21 protein-coding genes and 2 pseudogenes are annotated in these 25,035 nt (G+C 42.1%); 16 read left to right on the top strand and 7 right to left on the bottom strand.

Features of this window, described 5'->3' with window-relative positions; genetic code table 11:
• Nucleotides 1-83: 83 nt before the first annotated feature.
• From A1QC_RS05230 to A1QC_RS05185, 10 genes and pseudogenes are all read left to right on the top strand, one after another.
• Entirely contained in the window at nucleotides 84-1,361 is a 1,278-nt protein-coding gene (locus A1QC_RS05230; RefSeq protein WP_017024016.1) for an outer membrane protein transport protein, read from the top strand.
• Between the two features lie 171 nt (nucleotides 1,362-1,532).
• Nucleotides 1,533-3,322, top strand: a pseudogene (locus A1QC_RS05225) (DEAD/DEAH box helicase family protein).
• A gap of 306 nt (nucleotides 3,323-3,628) precedes the next feature.
• Nucleotides 3,629-4,642: a TRAP transporter substrate-binding protein gene (locus A1QC_RS05220; RefSeq protein ID WP_017024014.1), complete on the top strand. Its 1,014-nt coding sequence runs from the start codon at nucleotides 3,629-3,631 to the stop codon at nucleotides 4,640-4,642.
• 61 nt (nucleotides 4,643-4,703) lie between these two features.
• Nucleotides 4,704-5,255, top strand: coding sequence for a TRAP transporter small permease subunit (locus A1QC_RS05215; protein ID WP_017024013.1), 552 nt, complete (start codon nucleotides 4,704-4,706; stop codon nucleotides 5,253-5,255).
• Nucleotides 5,248-6,570 (top strand): TRAP transporter large permease, encoded by a 1,323-nt coding sequence (locus A1QC_RS05210; RefSeq protein ID WP_017024012.1) that lies wholly within the window; start codon nucleotides 5,248-5,250, stop codon nucleotides 6,568-6,570. Before A1QC_RS05215 ends, A1QC_RS05210 begins: the two co-directional genes overlap by 8 nt.
• Nucleotides 6,571-6,664: 94 nt before the next feature.
• Nucleotides 6,665-7,180, top strand: a complete 516-nt coding sequence (locus tag A1QC_RS05205) for a gluconokinase (RefSeq protein ID WP_017024011.1) — start codon at nucleotides 6,665-6,667, stop codon at nucleotides 7,178-7,180.
• 15 nt (nucleotides 7,181-7,195) lie between these two features.
• Nucleotides 7,196-8,695 (top strand): NADP-dependent phosphogluconate dehydrogenase, encoded by a 1,500-nt coding sequence (gene gndA, locus A1QC_RS05200; protein WP_017024010.1) that lies wholly within the window; start codon nucleotides 7,196-7,198, stop codon nucleotides 8,693-8,695.
• A 77-nt stretch (nucleotides 8,696-8,772) separates the two neighbouring features.
• Complete coding sequence (gene gntR / locus A1QC_RS05195; RefSeq protein ID WP_017024009.1) at nucleotides 8,773-9,774, top strand: gluconate operon transcriptional repressor GntR; 1,002 nt, start codon at nucleotides 8,773-8,775, stop codon at nucleotides 9,772-9,774.
• Between the two features lie 161 nt (nucleotides 9,775-9,935).
• Nucleotides 9,936-10,214, top strand: a complete 279-nt coding sequence (gene rplY, locus A1QC_RS05190) for a 50S ribosomal protein L25 (protein ID WP_017024008.1) — start codon at nucleotides 9,936-9,938, stop codon at nucleotides 10,212-10,214.
• Nucleotides 10,215-10,502: 288 nt separating this feature from the next.
• Nucleotides 10,503-10,712 carry a hypothetical protein gene (locus tag A1QC_RS05185; RefSeq protein ID WP_017024007.1) on the top strand — a complete coding sequence of 70 codons (210 nt, stop codon included), beginning with the start codon at nucleotides 10,503-10,505 and terminating at the stop codon, nucleotides 10,710-10,712.
• 133 nt (nucleotides 10,713-10,845) lie between these two features.
• Here the strand turns inward: A1QC_RS05185 and A1QC_RS05180 are convergent, their stop codons facing one another.
• Nucleotides 10,846-11,103 carry a DUF1289 domain-containing protein gene (locus A1QC_RS05180; RefSeq protein ID WP_017024006.1) on the bottom strand — a complete coding sequence of 86 codons (258 nt, stop codon included), beginning with the start codon at nucleotides 11,101-11,103 and terminating at the stop codon, nucleotides 10,846-10,848.
• 206 nt (nucleotides 11,104-11,309) lie between these two features.
• On the opposite strand from A1QC_RS05180, the gene A1QC_RS05175 reads away from it, so the two are divergent.
• The 3 genes from A1QC_RS05175 (at nucleotide 11,310) to metR (ending at nucleotide 13,999) form a co-directional block, all read left to right on the top strand.
• Entirely contained in the window at nucleotides 11,310-11,747 is a 438-nt protein-coding gene (locus A1QC_RS05175; protein WP_017024005.1) for an META domain-containing protein, read from the top strand.
• A 138-nt stretch (nucleotides 11,748-11,885) separates the two neighbouring features.
• The gene (locus tag A1QC_RS05170) at nucleotides 11,886-12,683 is read left to right on the top strand and encodes an SPOR domain-containing protein (RefSeq protein ID WP_017024004.1); all 798 of its coding nucleotides are present in this window, start codon (nucleotides 11,886-11,888) and stop codon (nucleotides 12,681-12,683) included.
• A gap of 404 nt (nucleotides 12,684-13,087) precedes the next feature.
• The gene (gene metR / locus A1QC_RS05165; RefSeq protein WP_017024002.1) at nucleotides 13,088-13,999 is read left to right on the top strand and encodes an HTH-type transcriptional regulator MetR; all 912 of its coding nucleotides are present in this window, start codon (nucleotides 13,088-13,090) and stop codon (nucleotides 13,997-13,999) included.
• 157 nt (nucleotides 14,000-14,156) lie between these two features.
• Here metR and A1QC_RS05160 read toward each other — a convergent pair whose 3' ends face one another.
• Nucleotides 14,157-14,351 (bottom strand): DUF4250 domain-containing protein, encoded by a 195-nt coding sequence (locus A1QC_RS05160; RefSeq protein ID WP_017024001.1) that lies wholly within the window; start codon nucleotides 14,349-14,351, stop codon nucleotides 14,157-14,159.
• 184 nt (nucleotides 14,352-14,535) lie between these two features.
• The gene (locus tag A1QC_RS05155; protein ID WP_017024000.1) at nucleotides 14,536-15,210 is read right to left on the bottom strand and encodes a hypothetical protein; all 675 of its coding nucleotides are present in this window, start codon (nucleotides 15,208-15,210) and stop codon (nucleotides 14,536-14,538) included.
• 304 nt (nucleotides 15,211-15,514) lie between these two features.
• On the opposite strand from A1QC_RS05155, the pseudogene A1QC_RS05150 reads away from it, so the two are divergent.
• Nucleotides 15,515-17,879 (top strand): annotated as a pseudogene (locus A1QC_RS05150) (YgiQ family radical SAM protein).
• An 11-nt stretch (nucleotides 17,880-17,890) separates the two neighbouring features.
• On the top strand, nucleotides 17,891-18,808 hold the full coding sequence (locus A1QC_RS05145) for a 1-aminocyclopropane-1-carboxylate deaminase/D-cysteine desulfhydrase (RefSeq protein ID WP_017023997.1): 918 nt from the start codon (nucleotides 17,891-17,893) through the stop codon (nucleotides 18,806-18,808).
• 24 nt (nucleotides 18,809-18,832) lie between these two features.
• On the opposite strand, the gene A1QC_RS05140 is transcribed toward A1QC_RS05145, so the two are convergent.
• From A1QC_RS05140 to speA, 4 genes are all read right to left on the bottom strand, one after another.
• Nucleotides 18,833-19,081 carry a hypothetical protein gene (locus A1QC_RS05140; RefSeq protein ID WP_017023996.1) on the bottom strand — a complete coding sequence of 83 codons (249 nt, stop codon included), beginning with the start codon at nucleotides 19,079-19,081 and terminating at the stop codon, nucleotides 18,833-18,835.
• A 19-nt stretch (nucleotides 19,082-19,100) separates the two neighbouring features.
• The gene (locus A1QC_RS05135) at nucleotides 19,101-19,940 is read right to left on the bottom strand and encodes an isopenicillin N synthase family dioxygenase (RefSeq protein WP_017023995.1); all 840 of its coding nucleotides are present in this window, start codon (nucleotides 19,938-19,940) and stop codon (nucleotides 19,101-19,103) included.
• Between the two features lie 146 nt (nucleotides 19,941-20,086).
• Nucleotides 20,087-21,022, bottom strand: coding sequence for an agmatinase (speB, locus tag A1QC_RS05130; protein ID WP_017023994.1), 936 nt, complete (start codon nucleotides 21,020-21,022; stop codon nucleotides 20,087-20,089).
• A gap of 85 nt (nucleotides 21,023-21,107) precedes the next feature.
• Nucleotides 21,108-23,021: a biosynthetic arginine decarboxylase gene (gene speA, locus A1QC_RS05125; protein ID WP_026025684.1), complete on the bottom strand. Its 1,914-nt coding sequence runs from the start codon at nucleotides 23,019-23,021 to the stop codon at nucleotides 21,108-21,110.
• Between the two features lie 310 nt (nucleotides 23,022-23,331).
• Here speA and A1QC_RS05120 point away from each other — a divergent pair, with 310 nt between their 5' ends.
• Nucleotides 23,332-25,005, top strand: a complete 1,674-nt coding sequence (locus tag A1QC_RS05120) for a mechanosensitive ion channel family protein (RefSeq protein ID WP_017023992.1) — start codon at nucleotides 23,332-23,334, stop codon at nucleotides 25,003-25,005.
• Nucleotides 25,006-25,035: the final 30 nt, after the last annotated feature.

The following is a 25,035-nucleotide window of genomic DNA, read 5'->3' as shown; positions in this document are numbered from 1 at the left end:
ATTAGGTAATAAAACTATTAACAAGCATTCGGGAATATTTCCGGTGCACGATTAGAAATATAAATAATGTGTAAGGAATCACCATGAAAAAAACACAATATTCATTTTTAGCAATTTCAATTGCACTTGCTTCTCAAGTACACGCTGCCGGGTTCCAAGTGGTAGAACATTCTGCATCAGGTCTAGGGCGAGCATTCTCTGGTGCTGGTGCCGTCGGTGACAACGCAAGTGAAATGTCAGCCAACGCCGCATCAATGATGCTTTTCGATAAAAAACAATTTTCTGGTGCGCTTTCCTGGATTGAGCCTGAAATTGATGTTGAAACTCAAGGGGCGCCAAGTATACCCGGCATGTCAAGTTCGGCGGATGATGTTGCGCCTTCTCACCTTGTTCCAGCCATTTACTATGTGAATCCTATTAATGATAAATGGGCTTGGGGTGTTGGTATGTACACTGATTATGGTGTTTCAACCGACTATCCTGATGATTTTTTAGCGGGCAGCTCTGCGGGTTACACCTCTTTAACCACTTTTAAATTAAACCCAAATATCGCCTATCGTATTAATGAACAATTCAGCATTGGTGCAGGCTTTGATATTGTCTATGCACAAGCTGAACTCAAAAGAACTAAAGGCGCCGCAGTTTTACCTTCAACCATGGGCGGAGCTGGTTTACCAGGAAACCCTACCGATACTTTAATTAAAATGGAAGGTGACACCTTTGGGTATGGTTGGAATATCGGTGCATTATATGAACTGAATAAGAACAACCGTTTCTCTGTTTCATATAAGTCAGCTGTAAAGCTAAAATTTGAAGATGGCGACTTTACCGATGGCGTAGGTATCATCAATGGTGGTGGCACGACAGACGCAGATCTAGATATTGAACTTCCAGACATCGCAATCATCTCGGGTTTCCATCAGCTAAATAACCAATGGGCTGTTCACTATAGTTGGCAGTGGACCAACTATAGTAAGTTCTCAGAATTAACCGCTAAAGGCTCCTCATGTGCTGCGCCAACCAACCCTTACGGATCTGGAACTTGTTTCTCTAAACAAGAAAAATATGAAGATAATCAACGTTGGTCTATTGGTACGACATATCAACCAACGGATAGTGTAATCCTGCGTGCAGGTTTTGCTTATGATGAACAAGCTGGTCAAGCAACATTAAGTATCCCAGATACAGACCGTTACTGGTATACCGCTGGTATGACTTACCTATGGACAGAAGATCTATCTCTTGATGCTGGTTTTGCTTACATTGATGGAAAATCTGGTAGCTTTGAAGAATCAGGGCTAACGTTCGACTCGTCAGGCCCTGCTTACATCGGGTCGGTGCAGTTAAACTACGCATTCTAAGTTTGACTTAAAACGCCCTATCAAAAACCCACCCATCGCGGTGGGTTTTCTATTTTCGAATCAATTACAACAAAGCCGAGAAACGAAGTGCCCGAAATTCACAAAACGTAACTAGTATTTCCCACTCAAGCCGATTATTCTCTCATTTTCTTCGTCATCCGTTTATTTATCATGTTCAAACTTCGCCCTTACCAAGCTGACTCTGTAAAAGCCGTTATTCATTACTTTCGCAGTAACAGCGAGCCTGCCATCATAGTCTTACCCACTGGCGCAGGTAAAAGCCTAGTGATCGCAGAGCTAGCGCGTCTTGCTAAAGGCCGCGTATTAATGCTTACCCACGTCAAAGAGTTGGTTGAACAAAACCATGCGAAATATGAAAGCTATTCCACAGAAGATCGTCCATTAAAAGGTTCGATTTTTTCAGCAGGATTAGGGCGCAAAGAAACCGAAGAACAAGTCGTCTTCGCTTCGGTACAATCGGTTGTACGTAACCTTGATGCCTTTGCGAATCAATTTTCTTTACTGGTGATCGACGAATGCCACCGCGTACCCGACAACCCGAAAAGCAGTTATCGCAAAGTGATTTCTCACCTGCAAAGCGTCAACCCTGGCATCAAAATTTTGGGCTTAACCGCCACGCCTTATCGCTTAGGAATGGGCTGGATTTATCAGTACCAAGTACGAGGAAAAAGCGGCCAAGTACGCTCTCAAGATCCTCGTTTTTTCCGCGATTGTATTTTTGAATTACCCATTCAATATCTACTCGATGAAGGGTTTCTCACCCCAGCGAACCTGATCGATGCTCCCGTATTAAGCTACGACTTCTCTCATTTAAAACCGGCGCTTGCCGGTCGCTATAAAGAGTCGGAATTAGATCTCGTCATCGAGCAATCCAAACGCGCTACCCCACAAATCGTAGCGCAAATCATTGAGCTATCGAAAGATAAACAAGGCATCATGATTTTTGCTGCCACCGTACGTCACGCCCAAGAGATCCTCACTTTATTACCCGGACACCAATCGGCCTTAGTGATTGGTGATACTCATCAATTTGAACGTGATCGCATCATTAATGCGTTTAAACATAAGCAGATAAAATATCTCGTTAATGTTTCAGTATTAACCACCGGCTTTGATGCCCCTCACGTTGATTTGATTGCCATCTTACGCCCAACAGAATCGGTAAGTTTGTATCAACAAATTATTGGACGAGGCTTGCGTTTAGCTCCGAATAAAAATGAATGTTTGGTTCTCGATTACGCCGGTAACAATTACGATCTCTACCAACCCGAAATCGGTGAAGTTAAACCTGATCCAAATAGTGACAGCGTCACAGTACCGTGCCCTGCGTGTGGCTTTAATAACACCTTTTGGGGAAAGTTAGATAATAATGATATTTTAATTGAGCATTACGGACGCCGCTGCCAAGGCTATTTTGAAGTCACGGATGAAAACGACAAGCCAACTGGCGAACGTGAACATTGCGGTTATCGCTTTAAGGCTAAATATTGCTCGGAATGCGGTGCAGACAACGACATTGCGGCGCGTATTTGCCACCAATGCGACGCCACCTTAGTGGATCCTATAAAAAACTGCGTGATGCCCTAAATTTAAAAGATGCCTTGGTGTTTGAATGCAAAGACATGCAGCTTGCTGTTCACAAAACCCAAGATGGAAAGTCGCAATTGAAGATCACCTACTCCGGTGAAACCAATGATGATAATCCCCATGCTTTAGTCCATGAATTTTGGTCTTTAACGACAAAAAAACAAAAGCAAAACTTTGCCGAGCAATTCGTACGTCCTCACCTTGCAGACAAGCACAATCCGTTTGAAGAAAGCTCGCCAACCAAAGTCGTCAATCACCAACATCGCTTTCGGCTTCCTCTATTTGTGATTGCGAGAAAATCAGGTCGATTTTGGAAAGTGCGCGACAAAATTTTTCCTGATGAATTAAATTAACTTGCGTTGTGGATAACAGAAACTATTCACATTACATCGGCATACCGTTTTGTTTATTTTACCCAAACGTTCATTTACACGACGGTTTACTTACCTCTACTCACTTAGATTTATTCGCACCTAATCACTCTCTTTTTACTTATCATGCCCTTTTATTCATAAGTTCTATTTTGTGATCAACTTAATAGCTTGCACCTATAGTTACCGGTAACATAATCACCACAAGTTACCGGTAACATAACTCTAATAAGATCGGAACTCTACGCACTTACTGTGCAACCAACGTGCAACTAAAAAGGACATCGCATGAAATTTAACCTTACCCTGCTGACTGCCGCTTTTGCTGGAATATTTTCCACTTCTGTTTTAGCCGCAGACTTTAACCTCAAAATTCAATCTTCTGATCCTTCAGGGGATAAAAACTTTCAAGTTCAACAAAAATGGGCTGAACGTGTTGAAACCATGACCGACGGTCAAATTAAAATCTCCTTACTGCCTGCGGGAAGTGTGGTCAAAAACACCGAAACGCTGGATGCCATTCGACAAGGAATTTTAGATGGTCAAGTCACCGCAACCGAATACTTTTCAGGTAAAGATCCGGCTTTCGGCTTAATCGGTAACATGGTTGGTGCTTGGTCAAATACAGGTCAATTACTGCAATACATTAATTACGGCGGTGGCTATGAGCTAATGACCGAACTTTATAAACCTTACGGTGTGAAGTTCATCGGTGGTTCAACCACAGGGGTTGAATCTTTAGTATCGAAAGTACCACTGGATGGTGTAGCCGATCTAAAAGGGTTGAAAATTCGTGCACCAGAAGGTTTGGTTCAACAAGTGTTTGCCGCCGCTGGTGCAACGCCTGTGAACTTACCGGGTTCAGAAGTGTTTACCGGTTTAAGTAAAGGCGTTATTGATGCGGCAGATTACACGGTATTCTCAACCAATCAAAAAGCCGGCATGAATGATATCGCACCTCACCCTGTTCAACCTGGCTTCCACTCTTTGCCTTTGATCGACATTTCTATCAGCCAGAAGAAATGGGACAAAATGACCCCAGCTCAACAAGAAATCTTAACGGTTTCTGTGCGTGATTTTGCTATTGATATGACGACAGAACTGCGTATTGCCGACCAAGCCGCCGTCGCAAAAGCAGAAGCGGATCCAAAGATCACGATTCACAATTGGAATGATGAAGAGCGTAAGAAATTCCGCGCAATTGCCAAAACACAATGGAAAGTTTTTGCGGAACGTTCTCCAAATGCTCAAAAAGTCTATGACTCTGTAACCCAATACCTAGAAGCTAACGGTTTACTGTAATACCAAATATTGGGCTGTTAAATCAGCCCTTTCATCGATTGTGTTTCAAATAGGTTGTTTTATGAAAGATCTCCCTACGCCTCCAGAAGTTGAAGATGCACCAAAAAACAAACTGGATGCCTGCATTATTAAAATCAGTCATTTTTTAAGTTTATTGTTCATTTTCACCGTCTTTATTTCTTTTTATGAAGTGCTCATGCGCTATGTATTTGACGCGCCAACCACTTGGGTTCATGAAACGGCATCGTTCATTGGGGGAAGCTTATTCGTAGTGGGTGGCATCTATGCGTTCGCCACCGACAAACATGTACGCGTAGTGTTGATCTACGATGCAGTTTCTCAACGAACACGTCGTTATCTCAATATGTTTCACCATATTGTTGGGCTTGCCTTTGCCAGCATGATGGCATGGGCATCTTTCACCATGGTAGAAAGCTCTTGGTTTACGCCTTGGGGAGACTTCCGTTTAGAAACTTCAGGCTCCTATTTTAATCCACCTTATCCTGCACTTTTAAAAGCCCTGATTTTCATTGTTTTCTGCGTTCTTTTCGTGCAATTCATTCTACACATCATCCATGAGATCAAAGGATTAAGGAATCACAAAGATGTTTGATTTATCTTCTATTGGCATTGGCTATGGCAGCTTGCTCATGCTTCTCATGATGATCGGCTTGCTACTCACCGGAATGCAACTGGCGTTTGTAACTGGTTTCGTCGCCTTATTTTTTACCCTTGGGTGGTTTGGCGTTGATGCCCTTCCCCTAGTCACAAGCCGTATGTACAGCTTTGTTGACGGCTATATTTTCCTTGCCGTGCCCATGTTCGTGTTAATGGCAGCCTTACTTGATCGCTCTGGGATTGCTCGTGATTTATTTGATGCTATGAAATCTGTCGGCAGAAAAGTACGTGGCGGTGTGGCGGTTCAAACGCTACTGGTAGCCGTTTTACTTGCTTCTATGTCTGGCGTGATTGGTGGCGAAACTGTATTGCTTGGTATTTTAGCGCTTCCACAAATGCTTCGCCTTGGTTACGACCGTAAACTGGCTATCGGTACAACATGTGCGGGTGGTGCATTAGGCACCATGTTGCCGCCAAGTATCGTGTTGATTATTTATGGTTTAACGGCCAGTGTCTCGATTGGTGATTTATTCAAAGCCTCTTTCGTACCCGCGCTTATCCTTGCTTTGTTATACATTGCTTATGTTTTAATTCGCTGCTTCTTAAACCCTTCACTTGCTCCTCTTCCAAGCCAAGAAGAGCTAGAAGAAGATGCCCGCACCAAACCTAACTATTTTAAAGCGCTCTTCTTCCCTCTGCTGTCGGTCGCAACCGTACTAGGCAGTATCTATTCAGGTATTGCTTCTGTTACTGAAGCGTCAGCACTTGGTGTTGTCGGTATTATGATCAGCGCCGTTATTCGTCAAGAAATGAATTGGAAAATGTTGCAAGAAAGCGCCATCGCGACCATGCGTACTTGCGGCATGATCATCTGGATAGGCATTGGCGCAACCGCTTTAGTGGGTGTGTATAACCTAATGGGTGGAATTGATTTTGTAGAAGACACTATTTTGGCTCTCAGTGGCGGTCACCCTATGGGAACACTACTGATTATGATGGTTATTCTGCTCGTTCTTGGCATGTTCTTAGACTGGGTAGGGGTTGCCTTACTTACCATGCCAATCTTTGTCCCTATCATCATTAACCTTGGTTTTGATCCAATTTGGTTTGGTGTGGTGTTCTGTTTAAATATGCAAGTATCGTTCTTATCACCACCCTTTGGCCCTGCTGCATTTTATCTAAAATCAGTCGCTCCAAAAGATATCAGCCTTGGTGAAATATTCACCTCGCTACTGCCTTTCATTGGCTTACAAATCGTCGCATTAACCCTTGTGATTATTTTCCCTCAGCTTGCACTTTGGTGGCAATAGTTCCAATCGCAGTCACAACGACGATTGGCATAAAGCTTATTGATTTCAATTGACGCCCTATTCAATGGTAGGGCTTTTGGTAAGGCATAACGTTATGGAACATGAAAAGACCGCCAGTGCTAAAAAGATACTGGTCATGGGTGTATCTGGCTGTGGTAAAAGCCATATTGGAAGTTTATTAGCACAACAACTCGGCTTTCCCTTTTTTGATGGTGACGATTTTCACCCACAAACTAATGTCGACAAAATGCGCCAAGGCATACCACTCACCGATCAAGACCGCATTGGTTGGTTACATACACTGAACCAATTATTTCTCGACAACGATCAAGCCGTCATTGCTTGCTCAGCATTAAAACCCGAATACCGTGACATCTTAAGAAGTAATAATCACGAGATGATCATTGTGTATTTACAAGGTGACTTTGACACCATTTGGAATCGCCATCAGAAACGTGACAATCACTGGTTCAATGGTAAAAGCATGTTAGAAAGCCAATTCGCCACCTTGGTTGAACCCAATCAAAACGAAGCCATATTCGTGGATATTACGCCTTCCATTGAAAGCGTTATCACCACCATCCACCAACAACTTAATACACACTCATAATTGCAAGGAATTCACATGACAACGACCTCAACTGCCCCACATTGTCATATTGCCATGATCGGTCTTGGCGTTATGGGCAAAAGTTTAACCCTGAACTTAATCGATAACGGTTTTCATGTCGCAGGGTTCGATTTAAACAGCAGCAATATTCAACAAACCACACAAGAAGCACAGATCATCAGTAAAGGGCAATTTGTTGCTTGTGATTCCTTAGAGCAAATATTGGCTCATCTACCTTCACCGCGAGTGATCGCGCTGTCGGTTCCTGCCGGTGATATCGTCGATAGCGTGATTACCGATTTGCTCAATGCAGGGTTAAATCCGCAAGATATTGTGATTGATACTGGAAACAGCTTATGGACCGACACCATCGCACGAGACAAACATTATCAAGGTAAGCTGAACTTTTTCAGCACCGCGGTTTCTGGTGGTGAACAAGGCGCACGTTTCGGCCCTGCGCTGATGGCAAGTGGTGACGAACACGCGTGGGAATATGTCAAACCAATGTGGAATGCCATTGCCGCTAAAGTTAATCAGCATGGCCTTCCTGTCGAACCACTACAAGATGGTGAAGCTTGCGCAACATTCACCGGACCAAGCGGTTCCGGTCATTATGTCAAAATGGTGCATAACGGCATTGAATACGCTGATATGCAGTTAATTTGCGAAGTGTATCAATACTTACATCAAGTGATTGGATTAAAAGCCGAACACATCGGTGATATTTTCAGCGAGTGGAATCAAGGTGTACTAAACAGCTACTTAATGGAAATCAGCGCCGATATTTTAAAACAAAAAGATTTTCAAAGTGATCAACCACTGGTTGAGATGATCTTAGATAAAGCAGGCCAAAAAGGCACTGGTGTTTGGACTGCCATCAACAGTCTTGAAGTTGGTTGCCCTGCCCCAAGTATTGCTCAATCGGTTTATGCTCGATCGCTAAGTAGCTTGAAAGAACGTCGACAATTGGGTGAACAAAAACTCGCTGTAATCACCGAAACACACAAGACAGAAGCACTCAGCACCACCATTGCAGAACTACACGACGCCTTATACTGCGCAAAATTATGTGTGTATGCACAAGGCTTCGACCTAATGAAAACCACTTCCGAACAACAAGACTGGCAGCTTAACTTTGCAGAAATCGCAAAAGGATGGCGAGCGGGCTGTATTATTCGAGCGGTATTCTTACAAAGCATCACCAAAGCGTTTGAAGCCGATCCTCAATTAGACAACCTGCTTTTTGATCAACATTTTGGCCATGAAATCAAAAGCCGTCAGCTCAATTGGCGTCGATGCGTGGCCAATGCCAGCTTATATGGGGTTGCCATTCCGGGTATCGGGTCAGCTCTCAGTTATTTTGATTCCATGCGATGCGCCACACTTCCCGCTAATCTTTTGCAAGCCCAGCGAGATTACTTTGGTTCGCACACTTATTCTCGAATCGATCAACCTGAGTCGCAAAAGTATCATGTAGAATGGAGTCACCACCCAAGAACCGAAATCAAAAAGTAAATGTATGAAAGATCACTTTGCATGATCTTTCTTTATTTTTTATATTCCATTTTCAATAACTTTCAGTGATGACCAGTATGGCAACGAAAAACAAACGTCCAACACTACAAGATATTGCCAATTTGGTTGGCGTCACCAAAATGACGGTTAGCCGATGCTTAAGAAACCCAGATAACGTTTCTTTTGCTTTACGTCAAAAAATCACCTTAGCGGTTGAAGAACTTGGGTATATTCCCAATCGTGCTCCCGACATTCTTTCTAACGCTAAAAGCCGCGCTATTGGGGTATTAGTACCCTCTTTAACCAACCAAGTTTTTGCCGAAGTGATCCGCGGTATTGAAAAAGTGACCGAGCCTGCTGGTTATCAAATTATGCTGGCGCACTATGGTTATAGTTCGTTATTAGAAGAACAAAATATCGAAATGCTACTGTCTTACAATGTCGACGCGATCATTTTATCTGAAAATCATCATACCGAACGCACCCGAAAAATGCTTCAAACTGCAGGTATTCCAACCATCGAAATTATGGATACGGTGTCACCTACATTTGAACAATCGGTCGGTTTTGATAATCACGCAGCCGCAAAAGCCATGACACTGGCCATGCTCGAACAAGGGCACGACAAAACCGTTTATTTTGCTGCTCGGCTGGACGCTCGGACAAAGTTAAAGCTCGCCGGTTATGAAGATGCAATGAAAGAACACGGATTAGCGCCTATCAGCTTACAAACCAGTAGCGCCTCTTCGTTTACATTGGGAGCAGATTTATTACACAAAATGCTTGAAGAATACCCTGATGCAAATGGCATATTCTGTACCAATGACGATCTGGCGGTTGGTGCAATTTATGAATGCCAACGCCTTGGAATCAAAGTCCCTGAACAAATTGGTATTGCCGGATTTCATGGGCATGATTTATCCAACATCATGGTGCCACGCCTTGCGACTGTGATTACCCCACGAGAACAAATAGGCTCAATCTCGGCAGAACAAATCTTACAACGCTTAGCTGGAAAGCCTATCTCTCAACCCACCATAGATCTTGGTTTTCAAGTGGAGCTAAGAGAGAGTATTTGATTGTGTTAAATGCTCGCTTTTGTATTGCTCATAACCTATTTGAATGTTAGTATCCGCGCTCGTTTCGTGCCTTAATTTTTTTACCGCATGAAACAACGCTTAATCACTAGGTCGCTATGTGGTTAAACATCTTTTAATTTACTAATTTGAGAGTAAATACTATGAAATTTGAAGCAGTAGTACGTACTGAACTAGGTAAGGGTGCGAGCCGCCGCCTACGTCTATCTGGCCAATTCCCTGCAATCATCTACGGTGGTGAAGCAGAGCCAGTATCTATCGCATTGGTTCACTCTGACGTGATCAACCAAATGGATAAGCCTGAGTTTTACGAAGCAATCACTCTAGTAGTTGATGGCAAAGAAGTAAAAGTTAAGCCACAAGACGTTCAACGTCACGCGTTCAAGCCAAAAGTTGAGCACATGGACTTCATCCGTATCTAAGATCACCAATCTTACGATTCGATGAATCCACCTTTTGCATAAAGGTAAAATGAGAATCGAATTTACCACTCGAGACTCATGCTAGAAATAGCAAGAAACATAGAAAGCCCGATGCTACCAACATCGGGCTTTCGCCGTTTTTGAAGCTTAGGAATTGACATCATCATCACTAAATAAAATTTCTTATTCTAATCAAGCAGATTTTCACAAAGCTTCTATACTGCATAAAAGATATACAAATTAGCGTTTTAAAATTCTATCCCAACCCCGTCAAAGAAGGAGTTTCTTATGGCATCTTTAGATAGTAAGTACGTTAACTTTAGTGAAGATCATGAGCTCAATAGCTGTTTGAGGCATGCTGGTTTAAGACAAACGGCAGATAACCGTAAAAAGCTTCAAGCACTTGGAGCCGAAACTAAACAAAAACTCGATAAGAAACGCCTAAGTCATGATGATTTGTATGGGGCCATTGATACGTGTAAAAGCGATTTTGAATAAGACAAAGCCTTGCCTACTGTTGCTTGGCTTTGACTCCCAAAGCTTTCAGCAGTAACCCACCTCTGTTAATTCGAAAGTTAAAAAGGAACGGCGTGATATTTCATTTGAATATACACGCCGTTTTTCTTCTTGTTTAAAACAAACTCCCTTGTGGCGGTAGTTCATCTTCTTCAATTTGTTGAATCGGGATCTCTCCACGCTGTGCAAGACGTTTTCGATAATAACGTTGCTTACACAGTTTGATGATATGGCGTTGTTGCGCGGGTGTGAAGGCAAGCCAATTAAAACGCTCTTCACGTTTACGCATGCAACCTTGGCAGTAACCTTTATTATCCACCGTACACACACCAACACATGGGCTAGGTACAGAAAAGAATTCTAGTTGTTCCATACCTGCTCTCCCTAACTAAATATTGAAATGGATAATTAACCATGACTCTTATTCAGCCATTGCTATGATATTACAATAGAAATGAAAAAAACTTGGAACCTTTTGACCATACTAAATCTAATGTTTTATATCATTATCTGTTATGCTCTCACCGTAATATCAATATTAACTATATAAAATATAGCCTACACCGTTTGGAGAATATTATGAAAAAGCTTATCACTTGCCTTAGCCTACCGATTTTATTGGCTGCCTGCTCTTCGAATAGCAAAACTGACTTTGTAAAACCAGTGGATCTTCAACACCATCACTGGGTTTTAAGTGAGATCGATGGCAAGGAAGTTGTAAAAAATGCTATGGGTTCTGTACCAGATCTAGAAATCAGTGAGAATATGCAATCTAATGGTAATGCTGGTTGTAATGGGTTCCATGGTCAAGCAGAAATCAATAAAGACACAGGGCAATTTCGCATTAATAAAATGGGAATGACAATGAAATTATGCCCAGGAGATGCGATGAAAACTGAACGTATTGTAGCAAGTACATTATCAGCCTGGAGTAATATCGATCTGACTAAAGAAACATTAAAACTATCCAGCAAAGAGCACACTCTCACCTACACACTACGTGATTGGGTTAATTAAGCTACTCACTATATAGTGCTACACCTTGAACCATTTCGTTATTACTTCAAATGGCTTTGGTATAACACCACGTAGATTATGGCTACTGCTGTAATTTACGTGGTGTCTTTGGCAGCGACTAGGAACTCAGTGCCGATAATGATTAAAATTTTTATATTCTTATTCTTTCTTTTTTCTGTTCCTGTTTCGGCTTGCCAAATTAGCCCAAGCTTGGTGAGCAATGATTTTAATATCGGTGCTGACTGCCAACTATTCCCATACAACGCAGAAGCGCAACGCTTACAATCTGTGTCGTTATACTTCGTTCAATATTTATATTCAGATAAATACCAAGCCTATTTAAGCCACAAAGCAAAGATCCACAATGCAACTCACTATCCTAATGCGGTGCAAACCTTCAATTATGGATACCGTATGTTGGTTGGCCCACTAACGCTAGAAGATGCAATTCAAGCAAAAGCTCAACTTAAACAGCTTGGCTATAAAGATTCTTTTATAAAATACATTATGAAAAAAGGTTCTGCCAATACAGCAGCAGTGACCAATAAAACCGTCACGAAAGACATACCTGTACCACCAGCTACACTACAAGAAATGCCAATAATGAAGCCTATTTTTTCATTAAGAGGTGAAACGGTTTTATTGCCTATTTATGGTAGGGATTATCAAGGTAAAGTAACTCGTTATAACCAAACCAACTTAGGCAGCTTTAACTATCAACAAGCCATGAATGTTTGTGTGCAATCTAAAGCACATATCGCCACTGCAGGTGATTACAACGCCTTACTTTCTAATACCGATTTAGTTATGAGATACGCAGTTAAATCGCAGTTTTGGCTACACTCAGATGAAACCATCACGCGAGTACAGAATCAAATTACTAAGCGAAAGCAATCACCCGATGCCTATTTCAATGTGCTTTGTGTAACAAATTGAGATACCAAATTAGGAAAGTAAAAAGCCAGCTTAATTTAGCTGGGTTGACCCATAAACGGTCCAATGGAATTTTCTTCAGCGCAGTTTCAAGCAAATTTCAATTCACGTTTTTCTTCAATACGTGGATAGCCAATAATATGCGTAGTAGTTTGGTTGCCAATATTATGGATTGAATGAGTCGTCATGCTGGTGTCCCTGCCTAAAATGAGTCGCCGTTAAAAGCTATCTAAAAGCTAAAAAATCGTCTTTTCCATCCACATGAACAAACTCTATTCATTCGCAGTGATTATGAATTTTATTCAATAAATTGCTTTATAAACGTATCAAATAGACATCTAGACGTTTACAAAAGCTGCTTTCAGGCGTAGTTTATGAAGAAATCTAAAGAAAGGAATCGATGGGTAATGATAGAAATAAAGCATTTACGGACATTATCAGTACTGCGTGACACCGGCTCGTTAACCGCTACCGCAACGACCTTACATTTAACTCAATCGGCCCTTTCCCATCAGCTTAAAGATTTAGAATCTCGCATGGGCGGGAAATTATTTTTACGTAAAACCCGCCCAATCAAATTCACACCTGAAGGGGCAATTTTATTAAAGGTGGCCGATGATGTGTTACCGAAAATTGCTCGCGCAGAAAATGATATTGCCAGTTTAAAAGAAGATGTGAATGGCCGTTTGCACATGGCTATTGAATGCCATTCTTGTTTTCAATGGTTAATGCCCGCGCTCAAGGAATACCAAATTGCTTGGCCAAGCGTGACCTTAGACTTCTCATCAGGCTTTGGTTTTGAGCCTTTGCCAGCCTTAGTTGCAGGTGAACTCGACTTGGTTATTACCTCCGACATTCAACCGCGTTCTGAAGTCCATTATGAGTCCCTATTCGATTTTGAAATGCGCTTAATCATCGCCACCAATCATCCATTAGCCGACAAAGCATTTATTGAACCCAAAGATTTAGCTTCACTCACTATGCTTTCTTATCCGGTACAAAAACAACGTCTTGATGTAGTGAAGCATTTCTTACAACCCGCCGGTGTTGAACCTGCTAAATGGAAGCAAGCCGACAATACATTAATGTTGGTACAAATGGTGTCAGCAGGCTTAGGCGTCGCAGCTCTGCCAAATTGGGCGATCAGTGAATTTTCACGACAAGGTTTGATTGTCAGTAAGCAATTAGGGGAAGGATTATGGCGTCGATTATTTGCCGCGACGAGACATTCAGAAAAAGATAAGCGTTATTTACAAGCCTTCTTCAGCACTGCCAAGCAGCAATGCCAAAGCCATTTAGATGGGATAAAGATGGTTTAAGGTAGTTTCTAGATTAAGAGTCCCTCTATTGAATACATGGCGTTACATCCTCACAGCAACACAGTTGAAATCAGTGTTGCTGTCGATTAAAAACCGAAATGCATTTCCCTTGAAACTAGGAACTCGAAACTAGGGACTCGAATCTCGTACCTATTATTCACCTTGCCTTAAACTGATTGGTCAACGGATCGTACTGATATCCCAGTACATCCAACTTACCAACTAAGGCTTCAACATCCATTTCATACATGCTGACTAACTCATCAAAACTATCGCATTCTAAACGTAGTTTTTCATTCACAATGCCAAGCAAGATTGCATTGTCTAAGTTCTTTACATTACTTAAATCCATGATGAACCTCTTATCTGCCGCTTAAATGATGATTCCAATAATTAAATGATCCGAAATAACGAAGATTGGTACTCATTAAGCGTAGATGCCATTTGTCTTCATTTCTGTGATTTAAGAATAAAAAAGAGAATAACAAATATACTCAAGATAATTGAAGTTGCAGTAAGGCGGAAAGTAAGAAGGGTTAATACAACAATGCGGCAAATCCGGTCACTGCCGCAAAACTCATCACAAACCCACTGTTTAATTGCAGTTTACTGATCGTTGTATTGGTAAAGATATGCCACGTTGATCCAACAATACCGGCAAGAATTAAGGCAAAACACCCCACCAAATGCCAAATGATGCTGTGCAGATAATTTAAGCTATACATTTGGGTTTGCCACAAAATAGCCAAACTCACCAACATTGCCGCTACGATACCAGCAACTGGAAGTAAGCGATGAAAGGCTTGCAAACGGGTTCGAGCACGCAGCAATAAAACATGGCTCGCCCCTGCTCCTAAAAACATGGTGCTAGCAAGAATAAATAACCCTTGGGGGCGCTCTGATGCAAAAATATGCAATACATTAAATGCAATAGCAAAACCTAAAGCCACTTGAAGTAGCCAGATTGGTCCTGAATCGCGGGTTTTACTTACCTTAACTTGCGAGAAGAAAGCTAAAATAATTAACCCAACGGATGCTAATGGCCAAAAAAGCGGGCTTATGGCCAACCATAATGCTGCGATAATAGGCAACTGTTTATGAATTCGACCCCGTTGGCCTGGGCAAATATCGCCTTTCAGTAAAATCAGCAATAACACACATTGAGCACCAAGTAACATTGGTGGAATAACATTAAGCAAATAGAAAAACATGAGGCCGTATCATTCATTGAACAGAAAAAGTGGCGCAAACTCTACCAAAAGTGAAGATAAAAATCTTGCTTAATTGATGATGTTAATCTGCTAAACCCTTAAGTTATTATCTTACTCCACAAGATAAGTGGATAGAGATCCATCATTTCTAATCTAACAATACTAAAGTCAGATAAGTCACCAAGGTACATGCCTTTGAACCCTAGAAAAATAAGAGAATAGCTATAAAAAAACTTTACTTTTTATCCTAGTCGATTTGGCTCGAAGTCTGTATACTTTGGCATCCCAAATTAGAGGTTAATTTATGTACAGCGACATCCCACTTTCATCAAAGCCAACGCCTATCGACCAATATCCAAAATATTGGGCTGAATGTTTTGGCCCTGCTCCTTTCTTACCGACTAACCGTAAGGAAATGGAAGCCCTTGGATGGGACAGCTGTGACATTATCATCGTCACCGGTGATGCATATGTTGATCACCCAAGCTTTGGTATGGCGATCATTGGGCGTTTATTAGAAGCTCAAGGTTTCCGTGTGGGCATTCTTGCTCAACCAAAATGGGAAAATAAAAACGACTTCATGGCGCTGGGGAAACCTAATTTATTTTTTGGGTATTACGGCCGGTAACATGGATTCCATGATCAACCGCTATACCTCGGATAAAAAACTACGCCATGATGATGCTTACACACCAAACAATGAAGGTGGTAAGCGCCCTGACCGTGCTGTCCTTGTTTATTCTCAGCGCTGCCGTGAAGCGTATAAAGAAACACCCATTGTATTAGGCGGCATTGAAGCCAGCTTGCGTCGTATTGCGCATTATGACTATTGGTCAGACAAAGTTCGTCGCTCGGTTATCTTTGATGCCAAGGCCGATATTCTTCTTTTTGGTAACGCTGAGCGTGCTTTGGTTGAAGTGGCGCATCGCCTTGCCAACCAAGAGCCCATCAGTGAAATGACCAACATTCGTGGTACTGCGGTGAATCTACCAGCAGCACCAGAAGGTTATACGATTATTGACTCTTCACGAATTGAAAAGCCAAGTAAAGCGGTGTTTGTACCGATTAACCCTTATGAAGTAGAAAGTAACTGCGACACGCAATCAAAAGATCAACAAGCTGAAGACGCTCAAAACGCACAAGCACAAGTGATTGAGATCCAACCTCAACCGATTAAGCTTGATCGCAAGCCTCGTCACGATTCCAAAAATACTGCCGTTCGTTTACCGCCTTTTGAAAAACTGAAAAACGACCGTATTTTGTACGCGCACGCTAGCCGTATCATGCATTTAGAAACCAACCCATATTCTGGCCGTGCTTTGCTACAAAAACATGGCGATCGTGAACTTTGGGTGAACCAAGCCCCTATTCCACTTTCAACCGAAGAAATGGATTTTGTGTTTGGTCTGCCTTATGCGCGTGTACCGCACCCAATGTATGGCAAAGCAAAAATTCCGGCGTATGACATGATCAAAACGTCGGTCAACATCATGCGTGGTTGTTTTGGCGGCTGTTCTTTCTGTTCCATTACCGAGCATGAAGGGCGTATCATTCAAAACCGTTCTCAAGAATCCATTTTGAACGAGTTAGAAGAAATTCGCGACAAAGTACCGGGCTTTACTGGCACAATTTCCGATCTTGGCGGCCCAACAGCTAACATGTATCGTTTAGGCTGTTCTGATCCAAAAGCAGAAGCCAACTGTCGTCGACCTTCTTGTGTCTTCCCAGGTATTTGCAACAAGTTAGATACCGACCACCAGCACACCATCGATCTTTACCGTGCGGCACGTAAAGTGCCAGGCATTAAGAAAGTGATGATTGCTTCAGGAGTTCGTTACGATCTTGCCATTCAATCTCCAGAGTACGTGAAAGAGTTAGTGACTCACCACGTTGGTGGTTATTTAAAAATCGCACCTGAACATACCGAAAATGCACCATTAAATAAGATGATGAAACCGGGTATGGGCACGTATGATACCTTCAAGCAAATGTTTGAAAAATACAGTGCGGAAGCAGGTAAAAAACAATACTTAATTCCTTACTTTATCTCAGCTCACCCTGGCACAGAAGATGAAGACATGCTGAACTTAGCGTTATGGTTAAAGAGTAATAACTACGAGTGCGATCAGGTGCAGAACTTCTACCCATCGCCAATGTGTAATGCAACCTCGATGTATTATTCAGAAACCAACCCACTTAAACGTGTTAAGTACAAACAACGTGAAGATGTCACGGTGCCAAAAGGTGAACGTCAACGCCGCTTACACAAGGGTTTACTTCGTTATCATGATCCAGCTAACTGGCCAATGATCCGTGAAGCCTTGATTAACATGGGCAAAAAACACTTAATTGGTGATAAGCCGAACTGTTTAGTTCCTGCTGAAGATGCCGTCGATAACTTAACACCTGCACAACGTCGTAAGTCTGGTCGCCACGGCGCTAATCGCTTTGCGACCAAACACACAGGTGCGAAAGGTCAACCGGGTCTAGGGGGGGAACGTCCTCAGGGTAATGGCAAATCGAAAGGCACGGGTCAGTCGACAGGTAACAAAAAACCTGCCGGTGCGAATCGTAAACCAGCTGGCCAAGGTAAAGCTACTACTCAAAATAAACCAAGTGGCTTTAAAGGTAAGCCAAAAGGCAAACCCGCAGGCAGCCGAGCACGTTAATATAAGGCCTCGTGAAATTAGCCGATAGCCCCATCACAGAGCATAACTTTAACGGTCATCCTTTTTATCTAAAACGGGATGACCTGCTCCACCCTGAATTTTCTGGTAACAAAGCCCGAAAATTCATGGCTCTACTTGAAACGGATTCCCCTAATGTCACCACTCTAATTGGCTATGGTTCCCCGCAAGCCAATTCGTTATACAGCCTAGCGGCACTGGCTAAACTTAAAAGCTGGACGCTGGAGTTTTATGTTTCGCACATTCCAAATTGGCTAAAGCAAAACCCGATCGGAAATTATCAAGCAGCCCTAGAATTAGGCGCGCAAATTATTGATATCAGTCAGTTAGAGACGGAGCTTTCTCCCCACGATTATATTGAACGCATTCGCAAGCCCAATGAACAATGTATATTTGTGCCAGAAGGTGGGCGCAGCCCGATTGCAGAGTTTGGGATCAAGCAACTTGCTGAAGAAATATTATGTTGGGTTCAAGAAGAAAATATTAAGGCTCTTACCGTTGCGCTACCTTCTGGTACTGGCACTACGGCGCTTTATTTACACAAGCACTTAGCTCTGCACAATATCCATGTATTAACCTGCGCTTGTGTGGGTGGAAAAGACTACTTAATTAAGCAATTTGAAAGCTTAGGTGAAGCAGAACATCCACACATCCTTACCAGTTTAGAGAAATCCAAGCATCAATTTGGAAAACTGTATGCTGCGGATTATCAAATGTGGCAATCACTTACCCAACAAACTCAAGTCGAATTTGATTTGTTGTATGACCCTTATATGTGGCAATGCTTAGCGCCATATTTAGCTCAATGGCGTGAAAGCCATTCAAACCAAACTTTGTTGTATATTCACCAAGGCGGTTTACTTGGTAACACCAGCATGGCAAAGCGCTACCAAAGAAAATATTCACTATAAGCGACGAATAACTCCCGCGACCGTTTAGACTGGCTCAAACTCCCCTTCTTTTGTTAACCACACCGCCACTGCATCGGTATTATCTGGCCATTGTGAAAATTCAAACTCCCATTGACCACTGCCAGATTTTTGATCTTTAGTCAGTGCGACAAAATCATGGTGCAACGCACGTCCTCGATTTTCACCACGAGTCACTGCCGTCATTTCATCCATTGCCAATAAAACAATATGTGCGGTGTAATTTTCGCGATTATCAAATTGAAGATTAATCATAATGCTGTCGGTGGAGATTCTAGATCACGCCTAACTCACGTAAACGTTCCATCAGATAGCTGTGCGCAGTATAGCGTTCTGATAACACCACATCCGGCTTAGCATGCAAAAAGAGTGGTAATGAAATACGTGATTTTTCTTGGCGTTCACCCGTTGGGTTAATCACACGGTGCGTCGTGGATGGGAAATATCCGCCAGAAGCCTCTTGCAACATGTCACCAATATTGATGATGAGATTGCCAAAATCACAAGGCACATCTAACCAATCACCTTCCAATGTTTTCACTTGTAAGCCCGGCTCATTGGCTGCAGGAAGAATCGTCAATAAATTGATGTCTTCATGGGCAGCAGCGCGGATCGCACCTGGCTCTTCGTTACCCGTCATTGGTGGGTAGTGAAGAATACGCAACAAGGTTTTTTCGCTGTCTTTGATCATCTCAGACAAGGCAATTGAGAACTTGGCTTGCACTTCTTGTGGGGCGTGTTGCTCTACCCAGCTTAATAACTCTTGAGCAAAAGCATCAGCGCGTTGGTAGTAATCTAAAATCTGCGCTTTTAATTGCTCTGGGATCTGTCCCCAAGGGTAAACATGAAAGTATTCTTTAATGTCTTTTACGCTGTGGCCTTTTGCCGTTTCGGATACCGAAGGCGGAAAGTAGCCATCTTGGGTTTCTACATTAAAGTGAAAATCGTGTTTTTGTTCAGATAAAAAGAATTGCTGCCAATTCTCATAAATGGATTCGACTAATTCTTTTGGAATGGGGTGATTTTTTAATACGCCAAAGCCCGTTTCGCGTAATGATTTAACGAATTGCTCGGCAGCATCTGCAGCAAGGTAATCAACGGTTTCTAATTTCATAATATTGTTTTTATTGTCTGGAAAAATACAGGCAAAGTGTAGATATCTGCGAAGATGAAAGCAAACGCTTAACCGTGATTTTTATAATAAAAAACGCACAACGGATTAAGGTTGTGCGTTTCATAGTCATTGCGTCGTCTGGTCGATTATTTTTCTAAGCGCTGTTGTGTCCAAAGATACAACAAATCCAGCGCAATGGTAGCGCCGGCCAAAGCGGTAATGTCGCTTTGGTCATACGCAGGTGATACTTCAACCACATCCATCCCCACAAGGTTAATGCCTTGCAAGTTGCGAAGGATCTTTAAAATTTTATCCGATGTCATACCGCCGCACACAGGGGTACCCGTTCCCGGGGCAAACGCAGGATCGAGGCAATCGATATCAAAAGTTAAATACACCGGCTTATCACCAACGATTTTTTTCACCTTTTCAACAATTTCAGCCGCCGATAAATCATTCGCTTCCATCGCATTGATAACATTAAAACCATGCCCGTCTTGTTTATATTCAGTACGAATACCAATTTGCACTGAATGGTCACGAGAAATCAGCCCTTCTTTCGGCGCATGATAAAACATGGTGCCGTGATCGTATCGACTGCCGTTGCTGTAAGTATCGGTATGAGCATCAAAATGAATCAATGCCATTTCACCATACTGTTTGGCATGAGCACGCAGCAAAGGCAAGGTGATGAAATGATCACCCCCCAAACTGAGCAATGTTTTACCGCTGGTAATAATTTCTGTCGCTGCCGCTTCCAAACGCTGTGTTAAGTCTTCAGCATCACCACAATCGAAAACCAAATCGCCCGCATCGACCACATTGGTATGCTTGAACAAGTTAAAGTTCCAAGGAAACTTCTTACTCTCCCATGCCAAATTCACCGAGGCTCGACGGATAGCATCTGGGCCCATACGTGCGCCAGAGCGGCCCGATGTTGCCATATCAAACGGCACACCCAATACCACAACATCAGCGTCCGCTTCTACTGGATTTTGCACCATAGGACGACGCACAAAGCTCATTGAGTTTGAATACAATGAATAATCTGGTTTGTTGAACAGATCATCAAATTTGTTCATTACTAATCCTTTCTCTACACAATATTAGGAGGCGTAGATTCATCATCTTCCACCTCCTTAGTTAATAGCCAAAGTACGAAGGATATTAGATGTCTTCTAAATAAGTGTAACCAGACAGACCTTGCTCAAGCTCAGACAAAATACCGTCTTGCTCTGACGCCTCTACACGGCTTGATACTAATTCGCGGTAATTACGGCGAATATCATCCACATCAATGTGTACATAACGCAGCATGTCTTCTACCGTGTCACCTTCGTTAATCGACACGATTTCTGACTCACCTTTATCATTCACGTTCACCACAACCGAATGGCTATCACCAAATAGATTGTGCATGTCGCCTAAAATCTCTTGGTATGCACCGACTAAGAAAAAGCCCATTAAGTATGGGGTATCTTTGTCCCAGCGTGGCACTGGCAAGGTGGTTTCAATGCCTTGTCCATCCACATATTGATCGATCACACCATCCGAATCACAAGTAATATCAAGCATCACGGCGCGCGTTTGTTCAACTTGGTTCAAGTTGGTTAATGGCATCACAGGGAATACCTGATCAATACCCCATGCATCCGGTAGCGATTGGAACAATGAGAAGTTCACGAAAAATTTATCCGCTAAACGTTCGTTCAACTCATCCATAATTGGACGATGGAAACGGTTCTTATTGTTCAACTGCAAGCTCAATTCATGGCAAATACGTAAGCACACTTGCTCTGCCCAAGCGCGGTGATGCAAGTTAATCACACCTGTCGCAAATTGATTATGCGCTTCTGCTAAATCACTTTGGGTGTCGTTATAAATCTCAATCAATGCACGGTCATCAGTACCTTGCGATAAAATTTCCCAGTTACGCCACATGTTATGCAGTAGCGTTGGCGCATCTTCTTCTGGTGCCACAATCACTTCTGGCTTGTAGCTTTCTGTGCCAATGACGTTGGTGATCAATACCGCATGATGCGCGGTTAATGAACGACCAGATTCTGAAATAATCGTCGGTTCTGGCTGGTTGTATAACTGACAAATGTCACCAATCGTCGATACAATATTACGTGCGTATTCTGCCAAACCGTAGTTCATTGAGCTGTGTGATTGACTACGAGTACCATCGTAATCCACCGCCAAGCCACCACCGACATCCATGTAATCTAATTGCGCGCCGATGTCGCGTAATTCACAGTAAAAACGTGCCGCTTCACTCACACCATTACGCACATCACGAATGTTGGCCATTTGTGAACCTAAGTGAAAATGCACCAGTTGTAGCGTTTCCAATTGGTCTTCCGCTTTTAAACGGTTAATCACGGTTAACACTTGGTTGGCTGACAAACCAAATTTCGATTTTTCACCACCGCTCGATTGCCATTTACCTGCGCCTTGAGAAGCCAGACGAATACGCAAGCCCATGCGAGGTGTAATGCCAAGCGATTTAGCTTCAGATAGCACTAAATCCAACTCAGACAATTTTTCTAATACGATAAAAACTTTGTGGCCGAGTTTTTCACCAATTAACGCAAGACGAATGTATTCACGGTCTTTGTAACCATTACACACAATCACCGAACTTGCTTGTTGCGCCAATGCCAATACTGCGAGAAGTTCAGGCTTACTGCCTGCTTCCAAACCCAGTTGCTTTTGCTCAAGCTCTTTTTGGCTTGCTAGAATTTCATCCACCACTTCTTTTTGTTGGTTTACTTTAATTGGGTAAACCAATAGGTAGCGGTTGGTGTAATTGTATTCTGCAATCGCTTGGTTAAACGCATCACATACATTATGTACACGTTGGTGCAAAATCTGTGGAAAACGAACTAAGGCTGGCAAGGTTAAATTTTGCGCTTCAATCTGCTTCACTATCGTACTTAATGGTACTTGAAGATGTTCTTCTCCAGCACGCGGAGAAACGGTCATTTCACCGGCATCATTAATGCCATAGAAGCCTTGGCTCCAGTGACGTACGTTGTAGTTAGCTCGGATTTGCTCTAAGTTCAAAGAATTTTCCACATCGGTATCTCGCTATTCGTTAGTGAATAAAATAAATAAGTAAATCAGCGCTCTAGGCCATTTCAATGTCATAGCAATGCGCTAATTCACGCGCATTAACTTATAAATAAAACCTTGAGTCCAATGAGAAAATTTTGTCGTTAAAACAAAGAAATTGAATTTAATCTCCTCTGAAGAAAAATCCCTATGGAAGTCAATAAAGAACACCGCTCAATGTAGGGAGAGTCTGAATGCTATCGGTATTGATAAACAAGGTTGCGTTTACTCTACAGTAAGTAATAATACTCACTTGGTTTAGGCTTACTTTAAGATGATTATGCGACCTTACTTACCGACATTTTTGCTATTACTCCTCTCTTTATCATTGCCTACATGGGCTGCAGACACTGAGAGTGCTTCCCAAAAGACACTGACTGAATTGACGCAACACATTGAAGCATTAACCGAGCAAACCAAAGTGTTAAAAGGCGATCGTTTATCTATCGTTCAATTAGAAATTTACAATAATAACAATAGATTAAGAAATACGATTGCCAATGCAATGGACGATAAAGACCATGATAATGAGTTCTTAATTCAGCAAGTCCATACTCAAGTTAAATCCGATAATATTTATCTAAGCTATGTTGAAAAACGCATCGATCAAATTCAAGATAACATTGATAATAGTGCAAAAGATCAACATATCTTATTGCAGATTCCACTCAATGAAATGCGCATTGCTCAAGCAAAATTGTATGATGACCAATACCAAAACTACCAATGGTTAGACAAGCTAGGTGAAGACCAAACAGCAAATATTGATCAATTAAAAACGACACTTAAACAGTTGGCGCAATTTACCGCAGCATCCCTCAACTATTCATTGAATCGTAAAAGTGCATTGCAAGCGCAAGTCGAAACTTTACCTGCCGATCAGAAAGCTGCTTTTGATGTTGAACTGAGTTACCTGCAACGCAATATTGATAATTACAGTAAATCACTGTCGATCATGGTTGATACCGCTGAAGAACTGGATTTGGATGTCGTAGCACTTAAACACCAACTTTTTGTCGCAACCGGTGACATCACTCATGATTTATTAAGTTGGAAAGTCATTCAATCTTCTGCTGTAGGTTGGGGAGAACAACTCAAAAAATGGTTTATAACCAACAGCCCAAATATGCTGTTTAACCTATTTATGTTTGTTTTGATCATGGGTATCGCACGAGTTGTATCTAAAACGGTACAAGCCTTATTGAAAAAAGCCGTCAAAGCACCACACTTAAAACTCAGTAATTTAATGCAGCAATTTATTTTATCCATGTCGGTAAAAATCATTTTCTGCATTGCATTATTAATCGCATTGGCACAAATCGGGTTAGATTTAACCCCGGTCATCGCAGGCTTAGGTGTGGCAGGTATTATTATTGGTTTTGCCTTACAAGATACGCTATCTAATTTTGCATCGGGCATGATGCTATTGATCTATCGCCCATTCGATGAGGGCGACTGGGTGAATGCGGGCAGTGTCGAAGGTACCGTGAGCCATGTAAGCCTAGTGAACACCACCATTCGAACTTTTGACAATGAAGTATTACTAGTGCCAAACTCTAAAATTTGGACAGAAGTCATCATCAACCGTACTTATGAAAAAGTTCGTCGTGTCGATATGGTCTTTGGGATTAGTTATAAAGATTCCATCCCTAAAGCTGAAGCTATTTTTGAGCAAATTTTATCGGAAGATAGGCGCGTATTAAAAGCACCTGCACCAATGATCAAACTAGATACACTTGGTGACTCTTCAGTGAACTTTATCGTAAGGCCATGGGTAAGAACCGACGATTATATGGATGTAAAACGTGATTGCACTCGCGAAGTGAAAATGCGATTTGACGCAGAAGGCATCAATATTCCATTCCCACAACGCGACGTTCATTTACACATCGTAAACCCAGATGACCAACTGAATTTTTCAACAAATTCAACACGTTCAACGGATTAAGACTATACTCTTTATTTATATTGAAATGAG

The sequence above is a fragment of the Vibrio rumoiensis 1S-45 genome, from assembly GCF_000286955.2.
Lineage (GTDB): Bacteria > Pseudomonadota > Gammaproteobacteria > Enterobacterales > Vibrionaceae > Vibrio > Vibrio rumoiensis_A.
Note: the sequence above shows the minus strand (reverse complement) of the source record. Positions and strands in the feature narration are given on the sequence as shown.